At 44.0% G+C, this 24,802-nt stretch carries 16 protein-coding genes, 2 tRNA genes and 2 rRNA genes; 12 read left to right on the top strand and 8 right to left on the bottom strand.

The window, feature by feature from the left end; genetic code table 11:
• Window positions 1-41: 41 nt before the first annotated feature.
• From ppx to F986_RS03505, 5 genes are read left to right on the top strand one after another with little or no spacing between them, the layout of a single operon-like run.
• Window positions 42-1,565 carry an exopolyphosphatase gene (gene ppx / locus F986_RS03525; RefSeq protein WP_004692262.1) on the top strand — a complete coding sequence of 508 codons (1,524 nt, stop codon included), beginning with the start codon at window positions 42-44 and terminating at the stop codon, window positions 1,563-1,565.
• A gap of 30 nt (window positions 1,566-1,595) precedes the next feature.
• On the top strand, window positions 1,596-2,420 hold the full coding sequence (locus F986_RS03520) for an acetyl-CoA carboxylase carboxyltransferase subunit alpha (RefSeq protein ID WP_004692261.1): 825 nt from the start codon (window positions 1,596-1,598) through the stop codon (window positions 2,418-2,420).
• Entirely contained in the window at window positions 2,357-3,703 is a 1,347-nt protein-coding gene (tilS, locus tag F986_RS03515) for a tRNA lysidine(34) synthetase TilS (protein ID WP_026056462.1), read from the top strand. Before F986_RS03520 ends, tilS begins: the two co-directional genes overlap by 64 nt.
• 28 nt (window positions 3,704-3,731) lie before the next feature.
• Window positions 3,732-4,562, top strand: a complete 831-nt coding sequence (gene proC, locus F986_RS03510; protein WP_004692257.1) for a pyrroline-5-carboxylate reductase — start codon at window positions 3,732-3,734, stop codon at window positions 4,560-4,562.
• Window positions 4,563-4,587: 25 nt separating this feature from the next.
• Entirely contained in the window at window positions 4,588-5,157 is a 570-nt protein-coding gene (locus tag F986_RS03505; protein WP_004692255.1) for a YggT family protein, read from the top strand.
• A 138-nt stretch (window positions 5,158-5,295) separates the two neighbouring features.
• Here F986_RS03505 and polA read toward each other — a convergent pair whose 3' ends face one another.
• A complete protein-coding gene (polA, locus tag F986_RS03500) occupies window positions 5,296-8,061 on the bottom strand; it encodes a DNA polymerase I (RefSeq protein WP_004692253.1) in 2,766 nt (921 codons plus the stop codon).
• A gap of 162 nt (window positions 8,062-8,223) precedes the next feature.
• Here polA and F986_RS03495 point away from each other — a divergent pair, with 162 nt between their 5' ends.
• The gene (locus tag F986_RS03495) at window positions 8,224-10,920 is read left to right on the top strand and encodes a DUF2339 domain-containing protein (protein WP_004692252.1); all 2,697 of its coding nucleotides are present in this window, start codon (window positions 8,224-8,226) and stop codon (window positions 10,918-10,920) included.
• Window positions 10,921-10,969: 49 nt separating this feature from the next.
• Here the strand turns inward: F986_RS03495 and F986_RS03490 are convergent, their stop codons facing one another.
• Together F986_RS03490 and F986_RS03485 are read right to left on the bottom strand one after the other, a co-directional pair.
• Window positions 10,970-11,893 (bottom strand): mechanosensitive ion channel family protein, encoded by a 924-nt coding sequence (locus tag F986_RS03490; RefSeq protein ID WP_004692251.1) that lies wholly within the window; start codon window positions 11,891-11,893, stop codon window positions 10,970-10,972.
• Window positions 11,894-11,902: 9 nt separating this feature from the next.
• Window positions 11,903-12,715 carry a hypothetical protein gene (locus F986_RS03485; RefSeq protein WP_017396988.1) on the bottom strand — a complete coding sequence of 271 codons (813 nt, stop codon included), beginning with the start codon at window positions 12,713-12,715 and terminating at the stop codon, window positions 11,903-11,905.
• Window positions 12,716-12,829: 114 nt separating this feature from the next.
• Here F986_RS03485 and gspE point away from each other — a divergent pair, with 114 nt between their 5' ends.
• Window positions 12,830-14,317, top strand: a complete 1,488-nt coding sequence (gene gspE / locus F986_RS03480) for a type II secretion system ATPase GspE (protein WP_004692246.1) — start codon at window positions 12,830-12,832, stop codon at window positions 14,315-14,317.
• Between the two features lie 123 nt (window positions 14,318-14,440).
• Window positions 14,441-15,019 carry a hypothetical protein gene (locus F986_RS03475; RefSeq protein ID WP_017396987.1) on the top strand — a complete coding sequence of 193 codons (579 nt, stop codon included), beginning with the start codon at window positions 14,441-14,443 and terminating at the stop codon, window positions 15,017-15,019.
• 43 nt (window positions 15,020-15,062) lie between these two features.
• On the opposite strand, the gene F986_RS03470 is transcribed toward F986_RS03475, so the two are convergent.
• The 5 genes from F986_RS03470 to F986_RS03450 all read right to left on the bottom strand — a co-directional run bounded on the left by F986_RS03470 (window position 15,063) and on the right by F986_RS03450 (window position 19,282).
• Complete coding sequence (locus F986_RS03470) at window positions 15,063-15,488, bottom strand: organic hydroperoxide resistance protein (RefSeq protein ID WP_004692244.1); 426 nt, start codon at window positions 15,486-15,488, stop codon at window positions 15,063-15,065.
• Window positions 15,489-15,830: 342 nt separating this feature from the next.
• On the bottom strand, window positions 15,831-16,655 hold the full coding sequence (locus tag F986_RS03465) for a carbon-nitrogen hydrolase family protein (protein WP_004692242.1): 825 nt from the start codon (window positions 16,653-16,655) through the stop codon (window positions 15,831-15,833).
• Window positions 16,656-16,678: 23 nt separating this feature from the next.
• Window positions 16,679-17,200, bottom strand: coding sequence for an anti-anti-sigma factor GigB (gene gigB / locus F986_RS03460; protein ID WP_004692241.1), 522 nt, complete (start codon window positions 17,198-17,200; stop codon window positions 16,679-16,681).
• Window positions 17,201-17,312: 112 nt separating this feature from the next.
• Window positions 17,313-18,281 carry an RsbU family protein phosphatase GigA gene (gene gigA / locus F986_RS03455; protein ID WP_004692240.1) on the bottom strand — a complete coding sequence of 323 codons (969 nt, stop codon included), beginning with the start codon at window positions 18,279-18,281 and terminating at the stop codon, window positions 17,313-17,315.
• A gap of 98 nt (window positions 18,282-18,379) precedes the next feature.
• The gene (locus F986_RS03450; RefSeq protein WP_004692238.1) at window positions 18,380-19,282 is read right to left on the bottom strand and encodes an MlaA family lipoprotein; all 903 of its coding nucleotides are present in this window, start codon (window positions 19,280-19,282) and stop codon (window positions 18,380-18,382) included.
• Between the two features lie 548 nt (window positions 19,283-19,830).
• Between F986_RS03450 and F986_RS03445 the strand changes: the two genes are divergently transcribed.
• The 4 genes from F986_RS03445 to F986_RS03430 all read left to right on the top strand — a co-directional run.
• Window positions 19,831-21,368, top strand: a 16S ribosomal RNA gene (locus tag F986_RS03445).
• A gap of 61 nt (window positions 21,369-21,429) precedes the next feature.
• Window positions 21,430-21,506 (top strand) — tRNA-Ile (locus tag F986_RS03440).
• 68 nt (window positions 21,507-21,574) lie between these two features.
• Window positions 21,575-21,650 (top strand) — tRNA-Ala (locus F986_RS03435).
• A gap of 434 nt (window positions 21,651-22,084) precedes the next feature.
• A 23S ribosomal RNA gene (locus F986_RS03430) occupies window positions 22,085-24,802 on the top strand; the annotation flags it as partial.

Below are 24,802 nucleotides of genomic sequence, written 5' to 3'. Positions count from 1 at the left end.
AATTAATCTAAGCACAATTCTGTATAGGTTTATATTAAATCATGTCTGATTTTTTGATTGATGAAGAGTTACTTGCTGCCATCGATATGGGGTCGAACAGCTTCCACTTAGCGATTGCGCGAGTGGACCATGGTGAAGTGAAAAAAGTTGCGTCAATGTCAGAAAAAGTACAGTTAGCAGCGGGTTTAGATGAAAATAAAAACTTAACAGAAGCCGCACAGCAGCGTGGTTTGGCCTGTTTATCTCGCTTTGTCGGACGCTTAGGTTCGGTTCAGCCGAATCGTTTAAGAATTGTGGCGACCAATGCGCTACGCCAAGCCAAAAATGGACATGAATTTATTCAAAAAGCGGCAGAAATTTTGCCGAAGCACATCGAAATTATTGCAGGTCGTGAAGAGGCTCGACTGATTTATTTGGGTGTATCTCATACCATGGTAAACAGTGGGCGCCGCCTTGTGATTGATATTGGTGGGGGGTCGACAGAGCTGATTATTGGTGAAGAATTTGAGCCCATTCATACCGAATCTTTACAAATGGGCTGTGTAGCATTTACAAAAGCCTTCTTTGTCGACGGTGAAATTAACCAAAAAAGTTTTGATAAAGCTGTGGTAGCAGCGCGTAAGGAGCTGTCTGGTATTGCCAATACCTATAAAGAAGCGGGTTGGGATACGGTGGTCGGTTCGAGTGGAACCATTAAAGCGTGTCGTCAAATTACCGTGAATATGGGTTGGAGTAATGAAAAAGAAGAACTCACCCGTGACGGTTTAGATAAGCTCAAAGAAAAATTGCTCAAATATAAACATGTCGCTGAGATGGAATTTGATGGCCTAAAAGAAGACCGTCGAGCAGTTTTGCCAGCCGGAATCGCTATACTTTATGCCATTTTCGATGTACTTGAACTGGATAAACTGGTGTATTCGGATGGTGCCCTGCGTGAAGGGGTGATGTACGACTTGCTGGGACGTTTTCAACATGAAGATATTCGAGATCGTTCTGTACAAGCGTTAATGGGACGCTATAACGCCGATCCAAAACAAGCTGAACGGGTCGTGAACATGGCTCAGCATTTGTTTGATGGTGTGGCGGATTCACTAAAATTAACCACAGAAGACAGTGATTTACTGCGTCGTGCAGCTTATCTGCATGAAATTGGTTTAGCGATTAGTCATGCGGGCTACCATCGTCATGGTGCATATTTATTGCAACATTCAGACATTGCGGGCTTCTCGCAAATCGATCAAAACCATCTATCGCATTTGGTAGCACATCATCGTCGTAAGCTGCGTAGTGACGCGCGTGTCGATGTGATGAAAGTCGGCGGCAACAAATTAGTCTATCTGTGTTTGTTACTTCGCCTTGCTGTTTTACTCAATCATAGTCGTAGCGATCAGATGCTTCCTGCCATTGAATTAACAGTAGGCAATGCGCAACAATGGCAGCTGAGTGTTTCTGGTAATGCCGCGCAATGGCCTTTGCTGGTTGCAGACTTGCATGATGAGCAAGCGCAATTTAAGCATTGGGATGTTGAGCTGGATATCCAATCAGAACAATTTGTCGATGAATAAATTGGTCAATTAGGGATTTATGGTTGAGCTATGAAGAATAAAGCTGCGCAATCCAAAGCATGGACGACGGTTCAAATTGCACGTCATCCTGAGCGTCCGCAATTTTTAGATTATGTGAGTGAAATTTTTACCGAATTTGATGCTTTGCATGGTGATCGCTTATTTGGTGATGATGGTGCAATGATCGGTGGATTAGCTCGCTTTGAAGGTCAGCCAGTCATGATTGTGGGTCAACACCGTGGTCGTAGTACGCGTGAAAAGTTACAACATAACTTTGGTATGAGTAACCCAGAAGGTTACCGTAAATCACAACGTTTACTCGATATGGCTGAACGTTTTAATCTACCCGTCTTTACCTTTATTGATACCATGGGTGCATATCCAGGTGTGGGTGCAGAAGAACGTGGTCAGGCTGAAGCAATTGCAACGTCTTTGGCACAACTTTCAAGCTTGAAAGTGCCTGTCATTGCAACTGTACTCGGTGAAGGCGGTTCAGGCGGTGCACTGGGTATTGGTGTGGCTGACCGTGTGGTGATGTTATCCCATAGTATTTATTCAGTCATTTCACCTGAAGGCTGTGCGTCTATTTTATGGAAAACAGCTGAAAAAGCAGAGCAAGCCAGCGAAGCTTTGGCCTTGACTGCTGAAAAACTACAGAAAATTGGTATTGTTGAATATGTGGTCGATGAAGGTGAAGGCGCTCATCTCAACCCAGAACAAGTCATGCATGCTTTAAAAACCGTTTTAAAAGATGCATTGGCTGAGTTGCAACCAATGGATGCGAATGAACGATGCGAAGCACGTTACCAACGTTTAATGAAGTTTGGCAGCGACAATTTAGGGCTAGTGTCTTAACTGAGTTTCAGGATACGCCTGAACAGCCTCATTTTTTAATCGGATGTAGTGGTGGCATGGATTCCATGCTGCTACTCCATTTGATGTCTCATTTATTTCCCAAGCGCATTCGCGCCATCTATATTGATCATCAATTGCAGGATGTTAGTCCGCAGTGGGGTAGCTTTGTTCAAGAACAATGCTATGTCTTGGATGTCCCATGTGTGATTCAAGCGGTGGATGTTGATACAGGCAATGTAGAAAGCCAAGCACGTAGTGCACGTTATGCGGCCTTTCAGAAGCATCTTCTTGCCAATGAAATTTTAGTTCTCGCCCATCATCAACAAGATCAAGCCGAAACCGTTTTACTCCGTTTACTCTCTGGTGCGGGGATTCATGGACTTGCTGCCATGCAAAGCATCGATATACGAGAGAAATTTACAATTTGGCGCCCTCTATTGGCTTTGTCCAGACAGCAAATTGAGCTGTGGGCCGCTGAGATGCAGCTGAGAAATATTCAAGACCAAACCAATTTTGATACCAGTTATGATCGGGCATGGTGCCGAGCTGAATTGTGGCCAATCTTAGAAAAACGCTTTCCGAAAATGCAGCAAGCTTTGGCACGCACCAGTTATTTGATGCAAGATGCCGAAACGATTTTGGCTGATGTGTTGGCACAAGATTGGGCCAGTTGCGGGAATGCTGCGGTTTTAAATTTAACCCCATTTCGTCAGTTATCTGCACCGAGACAGCGACAGTTGTTGTCCGCTTGGATGAAAGGTGAGGATTTATATCGCCCCGCTTTTGATATGGTGCAACGCTTGTTTGATGAAGTGATTGAATCCAAAGTGGATGCTCAAGCCGCATTGCATTGGAACCAATATTATTATGTGCGCTATCAACAACAGCTCTTTCGTGTCAGTAAAGCCGAGTATTTGGCGGAACAATTTCAGACGATTGAGTCAATTGAGCAACGGTTTAGTTTAAATCAAGCTTATGCATTGGCTTCAGGGCAATTTCGCATTGAAACACAAAAATATGGACTGTCTTCTGCATTATTAGAGCAGCCTTTACAGATAAAACCACGTTTAGGTGGAGAAAAATTGCATTTGTATGGACGTGTTGGGGCATGGCCGTTGAAAAAAGCCATTCAGAGCGCACAAATTTTTCCGTGGCAACGTCATACAATACAAATATTAAGCATAGATAATGTTATGCTTGGTGTTTTTACGCCTAAAGGATTTTGGTTGGTCGAGTCGGCTTATTGTGAAGCGGGTGGATGGCAACCAAATTTAATCGCTTAGTTAAAAAATTCAGGATAGAGAAATAATCATGAGCGCAGTGTTGAATCGTAATATTTGTTTTATCGGCGGTGGTAACATGGCTCAAGCCCTCATTGGTGGCTTGATTTCACGTGGTTTACCTTCAACTCGCATTACGGTTTCTGATCCTGTTGAACAAGTTCGTCATTTATTGGCTGAAAAAGACTTGGTGGTGACTGAGGATAACGCATCTGCTATTCGTGAAGCCGATGTCGTGGTCTTAGCGGTTAAACCTCAAGTTTTAGCCAATGTTTTAAAACCATTAAACGGTTTGTTTGACGGTAAGTTGATTATTTCGATTGTTGCGGGTGCTGAAATTGCAACGATTGCTGCATTAGCTGGCAGTAATCGTATTGTTCGTGTGATGCCAAATACGCCTGCTTTAGTACAAACAGGTGCGCATGGTTTATATGCCACTGAGGCTGTAGATAAAGAAGACCGTGATTTGGCGAGCCAAGTACTTGCTGCAACAGGCTTGACTTTATGGGTAGGCGAGGAAGCGCAAATTGATGCTGTGACTGCGGTGTCTGGTTCAGGTCCTGCGTATTTCTTCTATATGATGGAAAGCATGATCCGTGCAGGTAAAAACCTCGGTCTAGATGAAAAAGTAGCAACGGCATTGACGTTGCAAACGGCATTGGGTGCGGCACAAATGGCAATCACGAGCTCAAATACACCAGCTGAATTGCGTAAAAATGTCACTTCACCGAATGGTACAACCCAAGCGGCACTTGAAGTGTTTGATCGTGCACAAATTTCACAAAATATCCAAGCTGCATTGGCTGCTGCTCAAAAGCGCAGTCAGGAACTTGCTCAAGAGCTGAGTGAAAGTAGCAAATAATCGTTTTATTTAGGAAAGTTCAAGTATGGGTGCAAACTCTGCGCTAATTTTTGGCATCATTATTAACGTTGCCATTTTACTGGTGTTCTTCCGCTTTCTCATGCAGTTGGCAGCGGTTAACTTTTATAACCCAGTGGTGATGTCGACCGTAAAAGCCACAAAAATTGTGGATATGTTTGGTCGTATTTTTCCAAATGTAGCGAAAGGCCGCGTTAACTCAGCGGCTTTAGTGCTTTTGGTTTTATTGTACTTACTGAAAATTTTTGGCGTCATGTATCTCTCTGGAGCGATGCCGAATAGTCCTGTGCATTTGGTCATTTTAACTTTTGTGACCATGATTCAGGACTTGATTCGTTTCTGTCGTTACCTGATTTTTGCAACGATTATTTTAAGTTGGGTGGTGATGTTTACGCAGTCACGCTCACCTTATATCGAAGTGATTCAAGAGCTTGCCGAACCATTATTGGCCCCGTTTCGCCGTTTATTGCCCAATATGGGCATGATTGATCTTTCTCCAATCGTAGCGTTCTTGGCGTTGTATATTGCTGAAATGATTATGAATGAAGTGGCGATTGTTCTGCTCACTGGTTTATAAGATTGTAGCGAATAAAAAGGACTCGATTGTGAGTCCTTTTTTTGTGGTTGAAATTTTCAGGTGAAGACGTTGATATTTCTTCTAGGAAGCAAATGACCTCCATACCAGCCTTTCTCCTAGGAGAAAGGCTCAAATGTTTTAGTGGGCTTCATCCCAGTTTCGACCTTTGCCGACTTCAACCAACAATGGCACAGAAATCTGCAAAACAGACTGCATCACGTCTGCCAGTTTCGAAGCCAGTTCATCCGCAATACTTTCATCGACTTCAAAAACCAATTCATCGTGTACTTGTAGTAGCATTTTGGCTTGATCTTTAGGCAGCATTTGATCAACAGCAATCATCGCCATTTTAATAATGTCCGCAGCAGAACCTTGCAGCGGTGCATTAATTGCGGCACGTTCGGCCGCTTGTTTGATCATTTTATTGCTTGCCATAATATCGGGCGTATACAATCGACGGCCTAAAATGGTTTCGACAAAACCTTGTTCACGTGCAATTTGACGGGTACGTTCCATATAGTCGAGCACGCCCGGATAACGCTGGAAGTATTTCGCAATATAGCCACGCGATTCTTCACGGCTAAAACCGAGTTGACGGGTTAAGCCAAACTCAGACATGCCGTAGAGTAGACCGAAATTGACGGCTTTGGCCTGACGACGTTGGTCTGACGTGACATCTTCAAGTGCGACACCTAAGACTTCAGCCGCTGTACGACGGTGTACATCTTGCCCATGATTAAAGGCATCGACCAAGGCTTCATCTTGTGAGAAATGCGCCATTAAACGCAGTTCAATTTGTGAATAATCGGCTGCCAAGAGCACGCGACCTTGTGGTGCAATAAAGGCTTTACGAATTTGACGGCCAATTTCCTCACGCACAGGAATGTTCTGTAAGTTGGGGTCGGTCGAAGACAAACGACCAGTTGCGGTCAGTGCTTGGTGGTAGCTGGTATGCACACGATGGGTATCACTGTTGGCTTGTTTTAATAAGCCATCGGTATAGGTACTTTTTAGTTTCGATAAACCGCGATAGTCCAAAATTAGCTCGGTAATTGGGTGGTCAATCTTTTCTAAAACACTTTCAGAGGTACTGTACTGACCTGTTGCGGTTTTTTTGCCGCCCTTAAGTCCGAGTTTATCAAACAGAATTTCACCAACTTGCTTAGGCGAACTGACATTGAAACTTTGTCCAGCCAATTCGGTAATTTGGCTTTCAAGATTGGCCATGGTATTGGCAAACTCAACACCGAGTTGGTCAAGAAAGCTTAGATCCAATTCAATGCCGTTTTCTTCCATGATGGTCAGGACGCGGGCAACTGGCATTTCGACATTGTGCAAAATATTGACCAGTTCGGGATGCTTTTGTAGTTTGGCATCGAGCACTTCAAACAGGCGATAGGTCACGTGTGCATCTTCAGCCGCATAGTGTGCGGCGGTTTCGATCTCAATTTGGTTAAAGGTTTTCTGTTTTGCGCCTTTACCCGCCACCTGTTCAAAAGTGGTGGTTAAGTGGCTGAGGTAGAGGCGTGAAACATCATCCATCCCGTGACGAGTCGCCACAGCATTGAGTACATAAGATGCCAACATGGTATCGAAATACCAGCCTTTTAGCTCAATGCCATGATTTTCTAAGACATGTGCATCGTATTTCAAATGATGACCGATTTTCTGAACCGACCCATCTTCTAAAATAGGTTTAATTTGCGCCAAGATCTGTTCACGATCTAACTGCGCAGGTGCATTTTCATAATCATGCGCAAGTGGAACGTAATACGCATCTTGCGCATCGAACGCGACCGAGAAACCAACAATTTGCGCTACGCGATAGTCTAAACTGGTGGTTTCGGTATCAAAGGCAAAGCGTTTTTCTGTATTTAAACGTTTGAATAATTGAGTCCACTGTTCTGCACTGAGCACAGTATGGTAATTCGCTTGACCCAGTTGGTCATCGACACTGCTTTGAACGGCCTGATCTTCTGTATTGATGACAGTTTCAGACTGCGCTGATTTGGCAATGTGTTGCGTCGCTTGTTTGTAGGTTGCGCTATTGGGATTGTTTGGATGATCGAGCGATTGTAACTGCTGGCGGAATTCAAGCTCGGTATACAGTGAACGCAAGGCTTCGGTATTCGGATCTTGGAGTTTAAGATCGTCAAAGGTCAATCCTGTCTCTAAGTCACAGACAATACTTGCCAATTGGTGATCTAGAGCAATTCCATCGGCATGTTCTTTGATGTTTTGACCAACTTTGCCTTTAATTTTATCGACATTTTCTAAAATGCCACCAATCGAGCCATATTCTGTTAATAGTTTTGCTGCGGTTTTAGCCCCGACACCCGGAACACCCATAATGCCGTCAGAGGCATCGCCCATTAAAGTCAGATAGTCAATAATTTGGTTTGGCCACACCCCAAACTTTTCAAACACGCCATTTACATCCATCGGCTTGTCTTTAAAGCTGTCTTCTAAGGTGACTTTATCGGTCACCAACTGTGCCATGTCTTTATCGCCTGTGGAAATCAGCACTTGCTGTCCCGCGGCTTCCGCACGTTTGGCTAAAGTCCCGATGATGTCATCTGCTTCTGCACCTGGGAGCATGTATAAGGGGATACCCAAAGCACGAATTAAGGCATGCAAATATGGAATTTGCTCTGATAATTCCTCAGGCATACTTGGGCGGTCACCTTTATAAATCGGCGACAGCACATGACGAAAAGTTGGTTCTGGTGTATCAAAAATGACTGCCATATGTGTTGGCTGGGTACGACGCATCAGTTTTTGGATGGCAGAAATTGCCCCACGAATTGCATTGGTATGTAAGCCAGTTGACGTGGTGAGCGGTGGCAAAGCATGAAAAGCACGAAATAAAAAGTATGAGCCATCGACCAAGACAAATGGTGGCATTGCAAGATTCCTTATCCAAATAACCCGTTTATTGTACGTGATTTTGACGCAGAACAAAGTGTATTGATGTACCGATTGGCATAGATGGTTACGGTTATGCGCTTAAAGATGCACTACAAGCTGATGTATTATTTGAAGATGAGAAAAAGAGATTGAGAACGGATGCAAACTGGACAGCGTGAAATTCGCATGATGTGGTTGATGGGGCTCACGATTGTTGCTATTGCAGCATGGTTTCTGGCTGTACCGCTGTTGAGTGCATTGTGTGGAATTGCTTTGATCATGAGTGTTATGCACTATGTTGATAGTATTGAACACCCCAGTACGACCTTGGCGGAACAACGGGACATTACTTTCCAGCCAACGTCAAAAGTGCCGCTTTACCTTGCTGCTTTCGTCATTTTAGTCGGCATGGTGGGGCAATGGGGTGGGCTCATTGGATTGGGGATCAGTGGTTGGTTGTTCTTTTTCTTTCGATGGTTGCGTCGTTTAGAATATCTATTGTTATCCGTGCAAGCACAGCCACATCAGGTGATATCTGACCGATTCCCAGAATCTGAAAACGCTCCCTCTTTACCCACTACTCTAAACAATACAGATGATTTAAGTCTCAGTGAGCAAGTGAAACGCTGGCTTTGGCAGGGCAATCCTGTCTTAAAAGTTGCGATTGTGATACTGCTGATTGGGCTTATTTTATTATTACGCTTTGCCACCGAACATTGGCAGTTGAGTCTCGCGGTAAAGCTTAGCCTCGTTGCTTCGGTAAGTGTGGGCGTTGTGGTCTTTGGTTGCGCACTCCTACAAAAGAACCGCAGTTTTGCTTTGGCTTTGGAAGCACTTGGACTGTCAGGTTTATTTTTGACTTTGTTTTTTGCTTACTACAATGGTGTGATTGCAAGTTTAGCGATTGCAAGTCTGTGCTTTGTGGTGGTGATGGCGCTTACACTTTGGCTCAGTTTAAAACAACAGTCGATTGAGCTGGCGTTGATGGCGATGATCATTGCATATTTGGCGCCTTTTACCTTGCCTGTACGGAATGCCACTGCGATAGAGTTGGTAGCCTATTATTTGGTCATTAATATTGCGGTCGCGGTTTTAAGCACGTTCAGGCCGTGGAAAGTCCTCAACCAAATTGCCTTTTTAATGACGGTGGTCGTAGGTGGCGCTTATGCCTTTTACCAGGGTAAAGCGTCAGAGCGAGACATGCTGGCCGTGTTGGTTTTGGCACATAGTGCGGTCTTTATTTGGTTGAGTTTTCGTTATAGTCAACTATTGGCGCGTGAGGATTTAACTCAGTTTAAGTTGAAACCGATCTTAGATGTGGCTTTGATTTTTGCTGCACCCATTGTTGCTTTTGCTTTTTTGTATGTAATGTATTTTGAGGAAACAATTTGGCAGGCAGGCTTTAGTCTAGGCTTTGCAGCGCTCTATGCCATGCTTTATCAACTGCTAAAAAGAGCCCATAGCGTTGAGCTGATTGCGCAAAGTTATCTCAGTCTGACTTTGGTCTTCTTGGCGCTGATTCCCCCTATTTTGCTGCCTGATCAGTGGGGTGTGGTGGGTTGGAGTGTTGAGGGTGCACTGATCTTTATGTATGCCTTATATCGAAATTCCGCCCTGAGTCGTTATTTGGCGATGGGCTTACTGGCCGTGGCAGGGCTCTCAAGTCTGTACTATGTGGTGGAGCTTAATCGTTTTCCAACGGAAGTCTATTGGGCGCTGTGTCTGAGTTATTTTGCTGTGGTTGCTGTTGCCAACAGTGTAGAGCGCTTTAGACAACAGTTGTCTTTTGCCACCATTGCCTTTTTTTGCTTACAACTGCTTTCAGCAACCAGCATGTTGTTTATTTTACTTTTGGATGAAATCGACAGTAAAAGTCAGGTGACGATGGCGCTACTGATCATCGTGCTTTTATATACAGTACTGAATGAATGGTTGCTCTACCGCAAAGCCAGTTGGTCATGGTTATTACCCAAATGGATTGGCCTGATTCCGCTCTATGCCGTTGCCTTCATTTTCTTGGTGGGCTTGAGCCATGATGGCATCATTATTTGGCAGTCTGGTTTAGACCGCCTATTCTTTGCTTTAACGAGCGGATTGCTCACATTGTTGTGGCTTCGCCCGTTACAGGGCGTAGAGGATGAACAGGAGTGGGTGAGTTTGGGGGCTTTACTGAGTTTAGCGCTGACCAGCTTAACCCTCATTCCAAGTATGCCGTATTTGAGCATGGTTATTTTACCGCTGACCTTTGCAGCATGGTGTTATACACAACAGATTCAAACACGATGGAGACAGTTTTGGCAGGCACGCAATACCTTAGTGCTCATGTTGTTTTGGATCGTGTGTTCTCAGATCTTTAGCCAACAAGCTTTTGCAGGATACTGGTTACCCATTTTCAACCCATTTGACTTGGTCAGTATTGCGATGCTGATCGGTTTCATTTGGATGCTGAATTTACAAATGAAAGCGGGTTTGGAAAAAAGTCTGGGTGCCATTTTGATGATGTCGAGTCTACTTTGGCTCAGTAGTTATGTGGTGCTACGTGCGTTTCATGTCTATTTCCTAACACCCTATAATGACTGGGAAATGTGGGAAAACGCCTTGGTGCAACTGAGCTTTACTTTGCTTTGGGTCAGTTTGGCTTTCATTTGCATGCTGACGGCAACCAAACGCAACTTGCGTTCATTGTGGATTTTTGGTGGCTGTATTTTAGTTTTGGTGACGCTGAAATTGGTTTTGTTTGACTTATCTCACATTGGGACACTCACCCGCGTGATTTCATTTTTAGGTGCAGGTTTGGTAATGTTGGTAATTGCGTATATTGCACCGATGCCTGAACTTGAGGAAAAGACCAATTAAACAAGTTCCGCTCCTTATGTCTACATGGATCATAAGGAGCTGAGGCGATTTATTTGATATTCGGTTCTCGTTTCAAGGCTTGTGCATTGGCATATTGATCAATTTCTTCATTGGATAAAGGACGCGAAAGCGGATGATCGACAAAGCCCATTTTCGGCACAGGAATTTCGATTTGGTTATCTAAGAAACCATTACGAATACGTTCCTGCATTTCATCACGTACTTGCAAAAAGTGTTCTTGCTGACACCACACGGCAAACAGTAACTCAATCGAAGACTCACGAAAGGCGGTGACAGTGACGGCTGGTTTCGGGTCTGCAAGCACCAAAGGATATTTATTGGCGACATCAATCAGCACCTCGCGTACTTTAATGATGTTCTCATGAAAGTTAATTGCTAGGGTGATGGGAATGCGCCGTATTGGAAACTTAGAGAGGTTATGAACTGGGGCTCGAATCAGTTGTTCATTCGGCAGTCGTACATAAATGTTGTCCTGAGTGAGTAACTTAACCGAGAGGAGGTCAATTGAAATGACTTCACCTTCAATGGTATTGCCACGAATAAGGGTGATTGAAATGGTGTCGCCAATTTCAAAAGAACCTTCACCAATGAGGAACAACCCACTGATTAAGTTGGATGCTGAGGTTTGTGAGGCAAAACCCAAAGCAACCGTCAAAATACCTGCTGCACCTAAAAATACACTGAGTTTAAAACCAGCTTCTTTGAGGCTGGCCATCACAAAAATTAGGAAAATAAAGTAAAAAATACCACGACGCCAGACCAGTCGTTGGTGGGCGTTAAACTTGGTGCCAATGGTTCGGATAAAGGTATTTGAAACCAGACGTGCCAAGAGAAACCCAACAAAACACAGCACTAAGGCAATTAAGATTTCCGTTAATCGTTCTGTGTTGATGTTGGTGAAAATGCCTTTTAGGCTACTGGTAATTTCTTGGGGAATATTTGAGTTTGGCATCTGTCCCCCTTAGAAGAATGAATCAAACATATTAAATAATGCACTCGCCGAAGAGCGCGGTGGATGCACATAAATCACTTTGCCTGCATGCGGAGGCGTACGGTTTTCGATACGAATTCGCGGTGGTCGATCAGCACCTTCATGCAAGACTTTAATTTGTGATGTCCAAAGTCGATCCGTACTTTCACTATAAAATAAAGGCAGGGCTGAAACAGGCACGTTCATGCGGTCAAAACGCAGTTGTAAATGGCTGGTGTTGTGGAACTCAATGGGCGTCACTGCACGAAATGCACGTGGTTTGAGTTGATGCAATTCAGTTCGACCATCGACAGCCGTAGCGTAGGCAATTTCACCTGTACGGTGGTTTGGCCCAAACCAAGTTTCTTTGGGTAAAATCACAGGAATATCAAATAGAGGATCGCGCTGACCTTCAATAAAACCCGAAATCCATAACGGAGTGCTGATATACAGCGTCCCGCGCTGACCAGCTGGAATATAAATCGGGTCGACAGGTTTAATTACCACTGAACGATCGGCCAAACGCGGCATCAGTTGAATCGTATGGTGAGTGTTTTTAAACATGTAGCGTTTAATTTCAACCGGTTGTGGAAAGGCGAAATGTGGGTCTTCTATCGCATGCCATTTTTGCTCATAGTCATACTGAACTTGAGGACGATGGAACTCTAAACGCCATTCTTGTAGACCGCGGGTGAGGCGAAAAAGTAATGAGCCGAACTGCCACGCACGGGCTTGATTCAACTCAAAGTTGTATTCCCCCCACCATTTTAAATTGGGGCTATCCGATTCAAACAGTTCATTCATATTAGGCAACAGCACATTTCCTTATATTGCAAATCAGTGAAAAACAGACTTCACGCTGTCATATGCTTAGAGTACACTCAAAATAATATTTTTCATCATTATTATAATTTTAAGATGCAAGTGCTTAAACAATTACAAATTCCCTATAGTTTTGCGAAGCGTCATGGTGTGCTGCTGCGTTATGAAGGTGATCAAGCCTTTATTGTGCGCCGTGAAAGTACCCCGTTGTTGGCTTTGCAAGAGGCACGCCGTTTTTTAGGTGTGGCAGCACAACATCAACTGTGTAGTGATGAAGAATTTCATCAGCTTTTAAGCAGTAGCTATGCAGGGGACAGTGGCGAATCACAACAAGTGGCCGCTGGTTTAGAAGATCATCCCGATTTACTTAGTTTAGCTGACCAAGTGCCTGAAGCTGAAGATCTGATGGACCAAGAAGATGATGCCCCAATTGTTCGTTTGATTAATGCATTATTGTCTGAAGCCATTCGTGTTGGCGCATCCGATATTCATATTGAAGCCTTTGAAAAGAAACTGTCGGTGCGTTTACGTGTCGATGGGCAATTACGTGAAATTGTGCAGCCACGCCGTGAACTAGCACCGCTGTTGGTGTCTCGTATTAAAGTCATGGCAAAACTGGATATTGCAGAAAAACGGATTCCGCAAGACGGGCGTATTTCACTGCGTTTAGCCGGTCGTGAAGTGGATGTGCGTGTATCGACTTTGCCATCATCACATGGCGAGCGTGTGGTGATGCGTTTATTAGATAAACAAGCTGGTCGTTTGAACATGACACATTTGGGCTTATTGAAACCTGACTATGAGCGTTTAACCCAATTGGTGCATCGCCCACACGGCATTATTTTGGTCACAGGGCCGACAGGTTCGGGTAAAACAACAACGCTTTATGCGGCGCTTTCAGACCTCAATGACGGATCGAAAAATATTTTGACCGCAGAAGACCCGATTGAATATCAACTGGAAGGGATTGGACAGACACAAGTCAACACCAAAGTCGATATGACTTTTGCGAGAGCCTTAAAGGCCATGCTGCGTCAAGACCCTGATGTAGTAATGGTGGGTGAAATCCGTGACTTGGAAACGGCTGAAATTGCGGTACAAGCATCGCTCACAGGGCATTTGGTTTTATCTACACTGCATACCAATACGGCCATTGGTGCGGTCACTCGTTTAAAAGACATGGGCATTGAACCATTTTTACTGTCGAGTTCTTTGATTGGTGTCATTGCACAGCGTTTAGTGCGAACCTTATGTAGTCACTGTGTGACATGGCATGAAGCCGATACTTTTGAAACACATCTGTTTCAGCATTTGAATCCAAAAACAGAACTTCAGTTACCTCAACCGAATGGCTGTGAACGTTGTTCACATACAGGTTTTACAGGGCGGACGGCAATTTATGAAATTGTTGCTGTGGACGATCAGATGCGCCGTTTAGTTCATGGCAATGCCGCTGAATATGAATTGGAAAGTTATGCACGCCAACACTCTGGCTCTATTCGTGATGATGGTTTGCGTAAAGTGTTGGCGGGGAAAACCACACTGGAAGAAGTATTACGTGTGACCAATGAAGCGGCTGAATAATATCAGTCGAATACTGAGTAGTGGATACGGGTTATGCGTGTAGTTGTATTATCCTGAAATTACCTGATGTGTTTGTATGGCAGCGCCCGTTTTACTTTTAGAATGAAAATAAAGAACTTTATAATGATGAATAAATCCTTAGCCTTGTTTGGTGTGCTGAGTGGTATAGTATTTTTTACTCCTCTCAGTTTTGCAAAAGATGAAACTTTTAATGTTAATAAAAAATGCCATGATGAAATGGAGTGGTCATGTGATGTCATTAGAAATACCAATGGCAAGAAGGAAAAAGTTTATGGCGGTATGAAATCACCAAACATTGAGCGTTTAAATCAAAGTTATTATCATGTTCAAATGTCATGTGGTAGCCCATGTCAAGCTCATAGTTTTCTATCGAGAAATAAACAAGAAGATGATGCGACTCAAGAATTTATCGCTATTGATACGAAGAGTAATTGTTTAATTGAAACTGATTCTAAACACAATAAAATCACAGCTCGCCAATTAAATTCGAAAAAAAGACATACTTTGATCAGTACTCAGCACCCTATTTTTCAAAATGTCCCTATTTTTGATATTGCCCAATACACTGTGTTCCAAGGCACTTCTTATTTTGATCAAAAAGGAAATTTGATTTTGCTGGCAGATGAAATCGATGATCAAAAGAAATTTAAAAAGATATTTCTAAACCCTTGTAAGTTATGAAATCTCTATCCCAAAGCTATGACTTTAGGATAGAAGAGATGACTTAAACAATTACATTCAATGTCACATCAATATTGCCACGTGTTGCATTTGAATAAGGGCAAACAATATGTGCTGCATCCACTAATTTTTGCGCTTCTGCTTGATCTAAACCTTCTAAGTGAATGTTCAAGGTCACTTGAATACCAAAACCTGTTGGAATCGGGCCAATACCTACATCACCTTCGATATAAACATCAGGTGTAATTTTTAATTGGTCACGGTTAGCAACAAACTTCATTGCACCTAGAAAACATGCAGAATAACCTGCGGCAAAAAGCTGTTCAGGGTTCGTTCCACCACCTGCGCCGCCCATTTCTTTAGGAACGGTGAGTTTTACATCTAAAATTCCATCAGAAGAGGTTGCGCGACCATCACGGCCACCTGTCGCTTTAGCATGTGCTGTATAAACTACTTTTTCTAAAGACATTGTGATTCCCTGAATATTGTATTTGAGTTCTTATCCTGTCCTAAATTACAGAAAGAATAAGCAGTGTTTTTGTAAATTTATACAGAGAATGCTTGCGTTTAAATTGAGGGTTTAGTCTATTAAAAATCAATGATATGAATGCCTATTATTGTTTTTTTAACATTCGCAATCGGGGCTTGTCGATGCGAATGAAAACTGAGAGTGATTCGAGGGATTATTAATTTTTAAAGATAAATAGAGTCATGTATTTTATGAGAGTTAGAGCTACTCAATGCAAGAGCAGCAAATCAATATGAAGTTTTTGTGAGAAGACTGACGTTATTTTAAATGATCGCGGTTTGATTAAAATTGCACTAATTTTCGGTGTAGCATTAACGGCATGCTTTCACGGATTTGAGCTTGTTCCGCCAAGTCAAAAGGAACCGTAATCAACTGTGCGCCCGGGTTAAGAATCAAATCCAAAACTTGACCACGGCTATTGGTTGCTGCTGCATGTCCCCAAGTCTGTCTTTTTTCACCATGCCAGCCTTGTTGCGCTGCGCCTAACACGATGCTTTGGCTATCCATCGCACGGGCTTGTAATAATAACTGCCAGTGCATTTGCCCCGTAGTGTAGGTAAATGCAGCAGGAGCAGTCAAAATATTTGCACCACGCGCGCGTAAAGTTAAAGCCAATTCAGGAAAGCGTAAGTCATAGCAAACCATTAAGCCAATATTACCAAAAGGTGTTTTTGCCACAACGACATCTGTACCAGGTTCAAAAAACTTCGATTCTTGGTAGCCACCCACAGCATCGCCAACTTGTACGTCAAACAAATGAATTTTGTCATAACGTGCTTCAGTACGTTCAGGGCTAATGCAAAGACTGACTGTACGAACACGACCATCCTCAATAACAGAACCATCTGGACGGAACGGGCATGGGAGAGTACCCGCGACGATCCAGATCTGATATTGATGAGCAAGATTTTCTAAACGCTTTTGAATGTCTTCAAACTGTGCTGCGGTCTCACGTTGTTTGCCTGCGGCAAAACAAACGAAGTTTTCGGGGAACACAATAAGTTCAGCACCATTTGCTTTACTTTGTTGAATGAGAGACTCAATGACAAGAAAGTTTGCTTCAATGTCATTTTGAGAGTTCATCTGTACAACAGAAAGTAAAGTCATAAATGGGCCTACAAAATTTGTTGTTATGCGTTTTGTTGCTGTGACACTTGATCGAGGCTGTCTTGTTCTTTTTGCAACTGTTTGACCAAAGGTTCAAACATATTTTGATTACTTTGATTCAGTTCCATCAAAGTTTTATGTGCATCTAGTACGGTGTTTAACATATTACGATGTGTAATGTGCTCTTCCATCAGTTCGAGGGTACAGACATTGGGATCGCCACAGTAGTTTAAAATCACAAAAACCTGCCCTAGCCCCATACTGTTGGCTAAGGTAGTGATATCAGAGTTGGTGGACAACATGACAGCTTGGATATTATGGATCTGTTTAAGCTTTAAGCCTAACTTTGCCAAAATGCCTAACACAGTGCTGTCGATGAATGTAGTTTGGGTTAAATCTACGATTGCACCAACAACATTTGACTGTTGTTCAATACGGTTTAAAAGTTTGTCTAGACTGATACAAGATTGGGCACGCACTTCGCCAATAAGCTTAAAAATATGCGTTCCATTCAAGCTTGCATATTCAACATGACCTGTTGACATATAAATGCCATTTGCAGAGAAGGATAGGAAATTATCCCATAGGGCAAATACTTACTCAAGTATCTAACAGTCTTAGAAGATAGGATATTGTAATAAGTTATTGATAATTTGATTAATTCATTCGACGTAAACTTAAAATGGCAATATCGTCTGCAACATGCTCTGGTGCTTCAAAGGATTGATTTTGCAAATGATAGACCAATTGTGTGAACTGATCATTCAGTCCGCCATTGAAGGGTTCGAGTGCGCCATCGGAACAAATAATGAAGCGGGCATGGCGGTTGAGCACACATTCATGCTCTTCAACTTCCAGTTCTTCAGTAAGGCCCAGAGGAAAACTACTGGTATGTAATATTTTAGGAGCTTGATTCGGCTCGAAGATAATTGCGGGGGGGTAATGTCCTGCACTCGACCAACGAAGTTGATGTGTTTCGAGGTTTAAAATCCCTGCAATCATGGTGATGTGCTTTTCAATATTCTCTTGAACCAACATGCCATTGAGTTTCTTAATGAGTTCGCGCGGTGTTTTGGCACGACCATGAAAAGCTGCCATCCAAGAGGTTAATAAGCTACTGGTGACCCCATGACCAGATACATCAGCCAAATAGAACATCACTTCTTTATCGCTAATTTTCCAATAATCAAACCAGTCTCCAGACAAATAAGCAGAAGGCTGAAAAAACGTTTCAACGGTGTAGTTTTGGAGTTCTATAGGGTTTGGTAAAAGTCGCTTTTGTAACTCTGCTGCGGAAGGCAGATCGCGACTGTCTTGATTACGCTTATATTGAGCATCAATTTTGAGTAAGGATTGCTGTGGGTTACTGGGCAGTTTATTCCACATCCAACCTGCTAAAGCACCTAATTCCCAAGCTTGGGCTAAAGCACTACCTTCATTTTCAAAGGCAAGGACAATGGTAGGCAGTGTCCATTTATAATCTAAATAATCTTGGATATCAGCAATAGCAATAATAGTCGGGTCATAAAGATCAATGTCTTCTATGCGAATCATTTGCACACTTGGTAGTGTGTCTAGCACCTGTTCTAAATATGGAATATGGCGAGAGGGTTGAATGAAATACATAAAAAAAATGGCTTATCCTTAGCATTAAGCTATTGCTTTACTATAACAAGCAAATTACAGCTAGAGAAAAAAAATTCAACTCTAGCTGCAATACATTGTTATTCCGTATCTAACATTTGATGCGATTCATTGGTTGATGGAGAGCTAGAAGAATCATCATCACTGACATCATCAATGAACATTCCTTCCGCTTCTTGGCCTTTTTTCTCAGCAATAATGAAGTTTTTACGTTGTAAATAAATATCACGAATTGAGGAATATTTGTCGCCTTGAATCGCACCCTCAATATCAATCAGTTGTGATCGCACATCAATACCACGTAATGTTTGTTCAGCCCAATATAAGCCTTCTTCATTTTCTAAAACGTATCTCTGTGGGCGTGCATAGCCATCGACCACTAAGCCAAAACCATCACGGAAAGTACTTGGTCCAAAAACAGGAAGCACGAGGTATGGGCCAGATGGAACACCCCAATAGCCAAGAGTCGTACCAAAGTTTTCATCTTCAGTTTCTAAACCCAAGCGCGAAGCAGGATCTGCAAAACCTAAAGTAGTTACCGTATTAATGGTAAATCGACCTAAAGTTTTTGCGGCACGGCCGGGACGACCTTGTATAAGTTGGTTTACCGCATTCCAGGGTTCACCTAGGTTTTTACGGAAGCCACTATAAGAGTCACGAATTGGTGAAGGGATCTTTTCTTTATATTGCACCGCAATTGGGCGAACGATCGCACGGTCTAAAGCATCATTGACGGCAAAAATTTGTCTATTTAAAGGTTGAAGCGGATCTTTTACATTATCAGGTTGTGCTGCATTGGCATCTACTTTTAAATCTTTTGCTTTAATATTCTTTAATTCTTTAAGCGAAGAAGATTGAGCTGTTTGCGGATCAGCACTGGTATCTATTTCGCTGGCAGCTGTAGGCGCTACATCTTCAGCAAATGCAAATGTTGTAAAGCCTACAAAGAGTAGACCAGCACATAAGTGGCGAATGTGTTGCATATAAAAGAGTTCCGGAACTTTATAATCAGCAGGTGAATTAAAAAAATAATCTTTTAACTATCTTAACAGCTCTTTATTGCTCATTGTTAAATCAAATTTTAAGAAATGTTAGTAAAAAAGCGACATTTTGCTGAATAAATAAACAGGTAGAAGTTTTTTTATAAATAATTGAGTAAAGGGGGTTGTGTTGGGTTGGAAATGCTGTAGAATGCACATCCATCGGCGGTGATGTTGATTAAAACTTGTTGAGAAACAAGGATTTAGCCCAAGCGGTAGAATCTGGAAGTCTTGAATAAGTTCAAAAATAATTAACAAAACCAGTTGACTTCTTCTTGAAAGAGAGTAGTATAGCCGACCTAGCTTGCTGATGACGAATCAGCAAGAAGATCATTAAGAGATTATGAAGAACAACTTGTGTGGATTTTTACTGATTGATCGATCGAAAATATTTCATTGATTGATGGTAAGAATTACTCGAAGTTTATTTGAGAAATATTTGTCAGAAAATTGATGAGCCAAGATTTGTAGCCATAAGCTACTAATGATTTTAACTGAAGAGTTTGATCATGGCTCAGATTGAACGCTGGCGGCAGGCTTAACACATGCAAGTCGAGCGGGGAGATGTAGCTTGCTACATTTCCTAGCGGCGGACGGGTGAGTAATGCTTAGGAATCTGCCTATTAGTGGGGGACAACATTCCGAAAGGAATGCTAATACCGCATACGCCCTACGGGGGAAAGCAGGGGATCTTCGGACCTTGCGCTAATAGATGAGCCTAAGTCAGATTAGCTAGTTGGTGGGGTAAAGGCCTACCAAGGCGACGATCTGTAGCGGGTCTGAGAGGATGATCCGCCACACTGGGACTGAGACACGGCCCAGACTCCTACGGGAGGCAGCAGTGGGGAATATTGGACAATGGGCGAAAGCCTGATCCAGCCATGCCGCGTGTGTGAAGAAGGCCTTTTGGTTGTAAAGCACTTTAAGCGAGGAGGAGGCTACCGAAATTAATACTTTAGGATAGTGGACGTTACTCGCAGAATAAGCACCGGCTAACTCTGTGCCAGCAGCCGCGGTAATACAGAGGGTGCGAGCGTTAATCGGATTTACTGGGCGTAAAGCGTGCGTAGGCGGCTTTTTAAGTCGGATGTGAAATCCCTGAGCTTAACTTAGGAATTGCATTCGATACTGGGAAGCTAGAGTATGGGAGAGGATGGTAGAATTCCAGGTGTAGCGGTGAAATGCGTAGAGATCTGGAGGAATACCGATGGCGAAGGCAGCCATCTGGCCTAATACTGACGCTGAGGTACGAAAGCATGGGGAGCAAACAGGATTAGATACCCTGGTAGTCCATGCCGTAAACGATGTCTACTAGCCGTTGGGGCCTTTGAGGCTTTAGTGGCGCAGCTAACGCGATAAGTAGACCGCCTGGGGAGTACGGTCGCAAGACTAAAACTCAAATGAATTGACGGGGGCCCGCACAAGCGGTGGAGCATGTGGTTTAATTCGATGCAACGCGAAGAACCTTACCTGGTCTTGACATAGTAAGAACTTTCCAGAGATGGATTGGTGCCTTCGGGAACTTACATACAGGTGCTGCATGGCTGTCGTCAGCTCGTGTCGTGAGATGTTGGGTTAAGTCCCGCAACGAGCGCAACCCTTTTCCTTATTTGCCAGCGGGTTAAGCCGGGAACTTTAAGGATACTGCCAGTGACAAACTGGAGGAAGGCGGGGACGACGTCAAGTCATCATGGCCCTTACGACCAGGGCTACACACGTGCTACAATGGTCGGTACAAAGGGTTGCTACCTAGCGATAGGATGCTAATCTCAAAAAGCCGATCGTAGTCCGGATTGGAGTCTGCAACTCGACTCCATGAAGTCGGAATCGCTAGTAATCGCGGATCAGAATGCCGCGGTGAATACGTTCCCGGGCCTTGTACACACCGCCCGTCACACCATGGGAATTTGTTGCACCAGAAGTAGGTAGTCTAACCGCAAGGAGGACGCTTACCACGGTGTGGCCGATGACTGGGGTGAAGTCGTAACAAGGTAGCCGTAGGGGAACCTGCGGCTGGATCACCTCCTTAACGAAAGATTGACGATTGGTAAGAATCCACAACAAGTTGTTCTTCATGACGATGTATCTGAGGGTCTGTAGCTCAGTTGGTTAGAGCACACGCTTGATAAGCGTGGGGTCACAAGTTCAAGTCTTGTCAGACCCACCAAATCTGACTAACAAGCATTGTTAAATGCTGAATACAGAAAAACAGAGACATTGACTTATTGATAAGCTGGGGACTTAGCTTAGTTGGTAGAGCGCCTGCTTTGCACGCAGGAGGTCAGGAGTTCGACTCTCCTAGTCTCCACCAAATTTTAAGAATAGAAAACTTAAAGCACTGCTTTAAGGCTTTTCCTTGAAATTTAAGCAAGAAGCTATGCTTCGCGCAGATAGGTTGGATTACAGAAATTAGTAAGAAGTAGATATTGGTTTACATTTTATTAACTTCTGTGATTTATCACAGTTTCCTGACCTGACGAAGGCTGGAAAAATCATTAACAGAATATATTTGAGTTGAAATAATTTGTTCATACTCGTTTTTAAGATTGACATTAACAGTGATTTATTACTGATTGATGAAGGTTGAAGAAATGAGTTACTAGCGAAATTAACTGAATCAAGCGTTTTGGTATGTGAATTGAATTGAAGCTGTACGTAGTTAAATCTACAAGGCTCCAACTGTAGCGATTAAGTTCGCGACGCAATATCCTACTTGTAGGGATTAGCGACTGTTTGGGGTTGTATAGTCAAGTAATTAAGTGCATGTGGTGGATGCCTTGGCAGTCAGAGGCGATGAAAGACGTAATAGCCTGCGATAAGCTCCGGGGAGGCGGCAAATATCCTGTGATCCGGAGATTTCTGAATGGGGAAACCCACCTGTCATAAGGCAGGTATCGTATGATGAATACATAGTCATACGAGGCGAACGAGGGGAAGTGAAACATCTCAGTACCCTTAGGAAAAGAAATCAATTGAGATTCCCTCAGTAGCGGCGAGCGAACGGGGAAAAGCCCATTAAGTCATATAAGTTCTAGTGGAATGCTCTGGGAAGTGCAACCATAGTGGGTGATAGTCCTGTACACGAAAGGGCTTATATGATGATGTCGAGTAGGGCGGGGCACGTGAAACCTTGTCTGAATATGGGGGGACCATCCTCCAAGGCTAAATACTCCTGACTGACCGATAGTGAACCAGTACCGTGAGGGAAAGGCGAAAAGAACCCCTGTGAGGGGAGTGAAATAGATCCTGAAACCGCATGCATACAAGCAGTGGGAGCCGACTTGTTCGGTGACTGCGTACCTTTTGTATAATGGGTCAGCGACTTACATTCAGTAGCAAGGTTAACCGCATAGGGGAGCCGTAGAGAAATCGAGTCTTAATAGGGCGTTTAGTTGCTGGGTGTAGACCCGAAACCGGGTGATCTATCCATGAGCAGGTTGAAGGTTGGGTAACACTAACTGGAGGACCGAACCCACTGTCGTTGAAAAGCCAGGGGATGACTTGTGGATAGGGGTGAAAGGCTAATCAAACTCGGTGATAGCTGGTTCTCCCCGAAAGCTATTTAGGTAGCGCCTCGGACGAATACCATTGGGGGTAGAGCACTGTTTCGGCTAGGGGGTCATCCCGACTTACCAAACCGATGCAAACTCCGAATACCAATGAGTACTATCCGGGAGACAGACTGCGGGTGCTAACGTCCGTAGTCAAGAGGAAAACAATCCAGACCGCCAGCTAAGGCCCCAAAATTATAGTTAAGTGGGAAACGATGTGGGAAGGCATAGACAGCTAGGAGGTTGGCTTAGAAGCAGCCACCCTTTAAAGAAAGCGTAATAGCTCACTAGTCGAGTCGGCCTGCGCGGAAGATGTAACGGGGCTAAAACTATATGCCGAAGCTGCGGATTTGCAATTTATTGCAAGTGGTAGGGGAGCGTTCTGTAAGCCGATGAAGGTGTATTGAGAAGTATGCTGGAGGTATCAGAAGTGCGAATGCTGACGTGAGTAACGACAATGCGAGTGAAAAACTCGCACGCTGAAAGACCAAGGGTTCCAGTCCAACGTTAATCGGGGCTGGGTGAGTCGACCCCTAAGGCGAGGCCGAGAGGCGTAGTCGATGGGAAATTGGTTAATATTCCAATACTTCTATGTAATGCGATGAGAGGACGGAGAAGGTTAAGTCAGCCTGGCGTTGGTTGTCCAGGTGGAAGGTTGTAGGCATGTATCTTAGGCAAATCCGGGGTACTCTATGCTGAGAACTGATAGCAAGCTGTACTTGTACAGTGAAGTGGCTGATACCATGCTTCCAGGAAAAGTCTCTAAGCTTCAGTTACATAGGAATCGTACCCGAAACCGACACAGGTGGTCAGGTCGAGTAGACCAAAGCGCTTGAGAGAACTCTGCTGAAGGAACTAGGCAAAATGGTACCGTAACTTCGGGAGAAGGTACGCTGCCGACGGTGATAGGATTTACTCCTTGAGCTATTGGCAGCCACAGAAACCAGGCCCCTGCAACTGTTTATTAAAAACATAGCACTCTGCAAACACGAAAGTGGACGTATAGGGTGTGATGCCTGCCCGGTGCTGGAAGGTTAATTGATGGGGTTAGCGTAAGCGAAGCTCTTGATCGAAGCCCCAGTAAACGGCGGCCGTAACTATAACGGTCCTAAGGTAGCGAAATTCCTTGTCGGGTAAGTTCCGACCTGCACGAATGGCATAATGATGGGGGCGCTGTCTCCAGCAGAGACTCAGTGAAATCGAATTCGCCGTGAAGATGCGGTGTACCCGCGGCTAGACGGAAAGACCCCGTGAACCTTTACTGCAGCTTGACATTGAACTTTGATCTTACTTGTGTAGGATAGGTGGGAGGCTTTGAAGCCGAGACGCTAGTTTCGGTGGAGCCAATCTTGAAATACCACCCTGGTAATATTGAGGTTCTAACTCTGTCCCGTTATCCGGGACGAGGACCATGTCTGGTGGGTAGTTTGACTGGGGCGGTCTCCTCCTAAAGAGTAACGGAGGAGTACGAAGGTGCGCTCAGCGTGGTCGGAAATCACGCGTAGAGTATAAAGGCAAAAGCGCGCTTAACTGCGAGACCCACAAGTCGAGCAGGTACGAAAGTAGGTCTTAGTGATCCGGTGGTTCTGTATGGAAGGGCCATCGCTCAACGGATAAAAGGTACTCTGGGGATAACAGGCTGATACCGCCCAAGAGTTCATATCGACGGCGGTGTTTGGCACCTCGATGTCGGCTCATCTCATCCTGGGGCTGAAGCAGGTCCCAAGGGTATGGCTGTTCGCCATTTAAAGAGGTACGCGAGCTGGGTTTAGAACGTCGTGAGACAGTTCGGTCCCTATCTACCGTGGGCGTTGGAAATTTGAGAGGATCTGCTCCTAGTACGAGAGGACCAGAGTGGACGAACCTCTGGTGTACCGGTTGTGACGCCAGTCGCATCGCCGGGTAGCTATGT

It is taken from the genome of Acinetobacter johnsonii CIP 64.6, from assembly GCF_000368045.1.
Lineage (GTDB): Bacteria > Pseudomonadota > Gammaproteobacteria > Pseudomonadales > Moraxellaceae > Acinetobacter > Acinetobacter johnsonii.
Note: the sequence above shows the minus strand (reverse complement) of the source record. Positions and strands in the feature narration are given on the sequence as shown.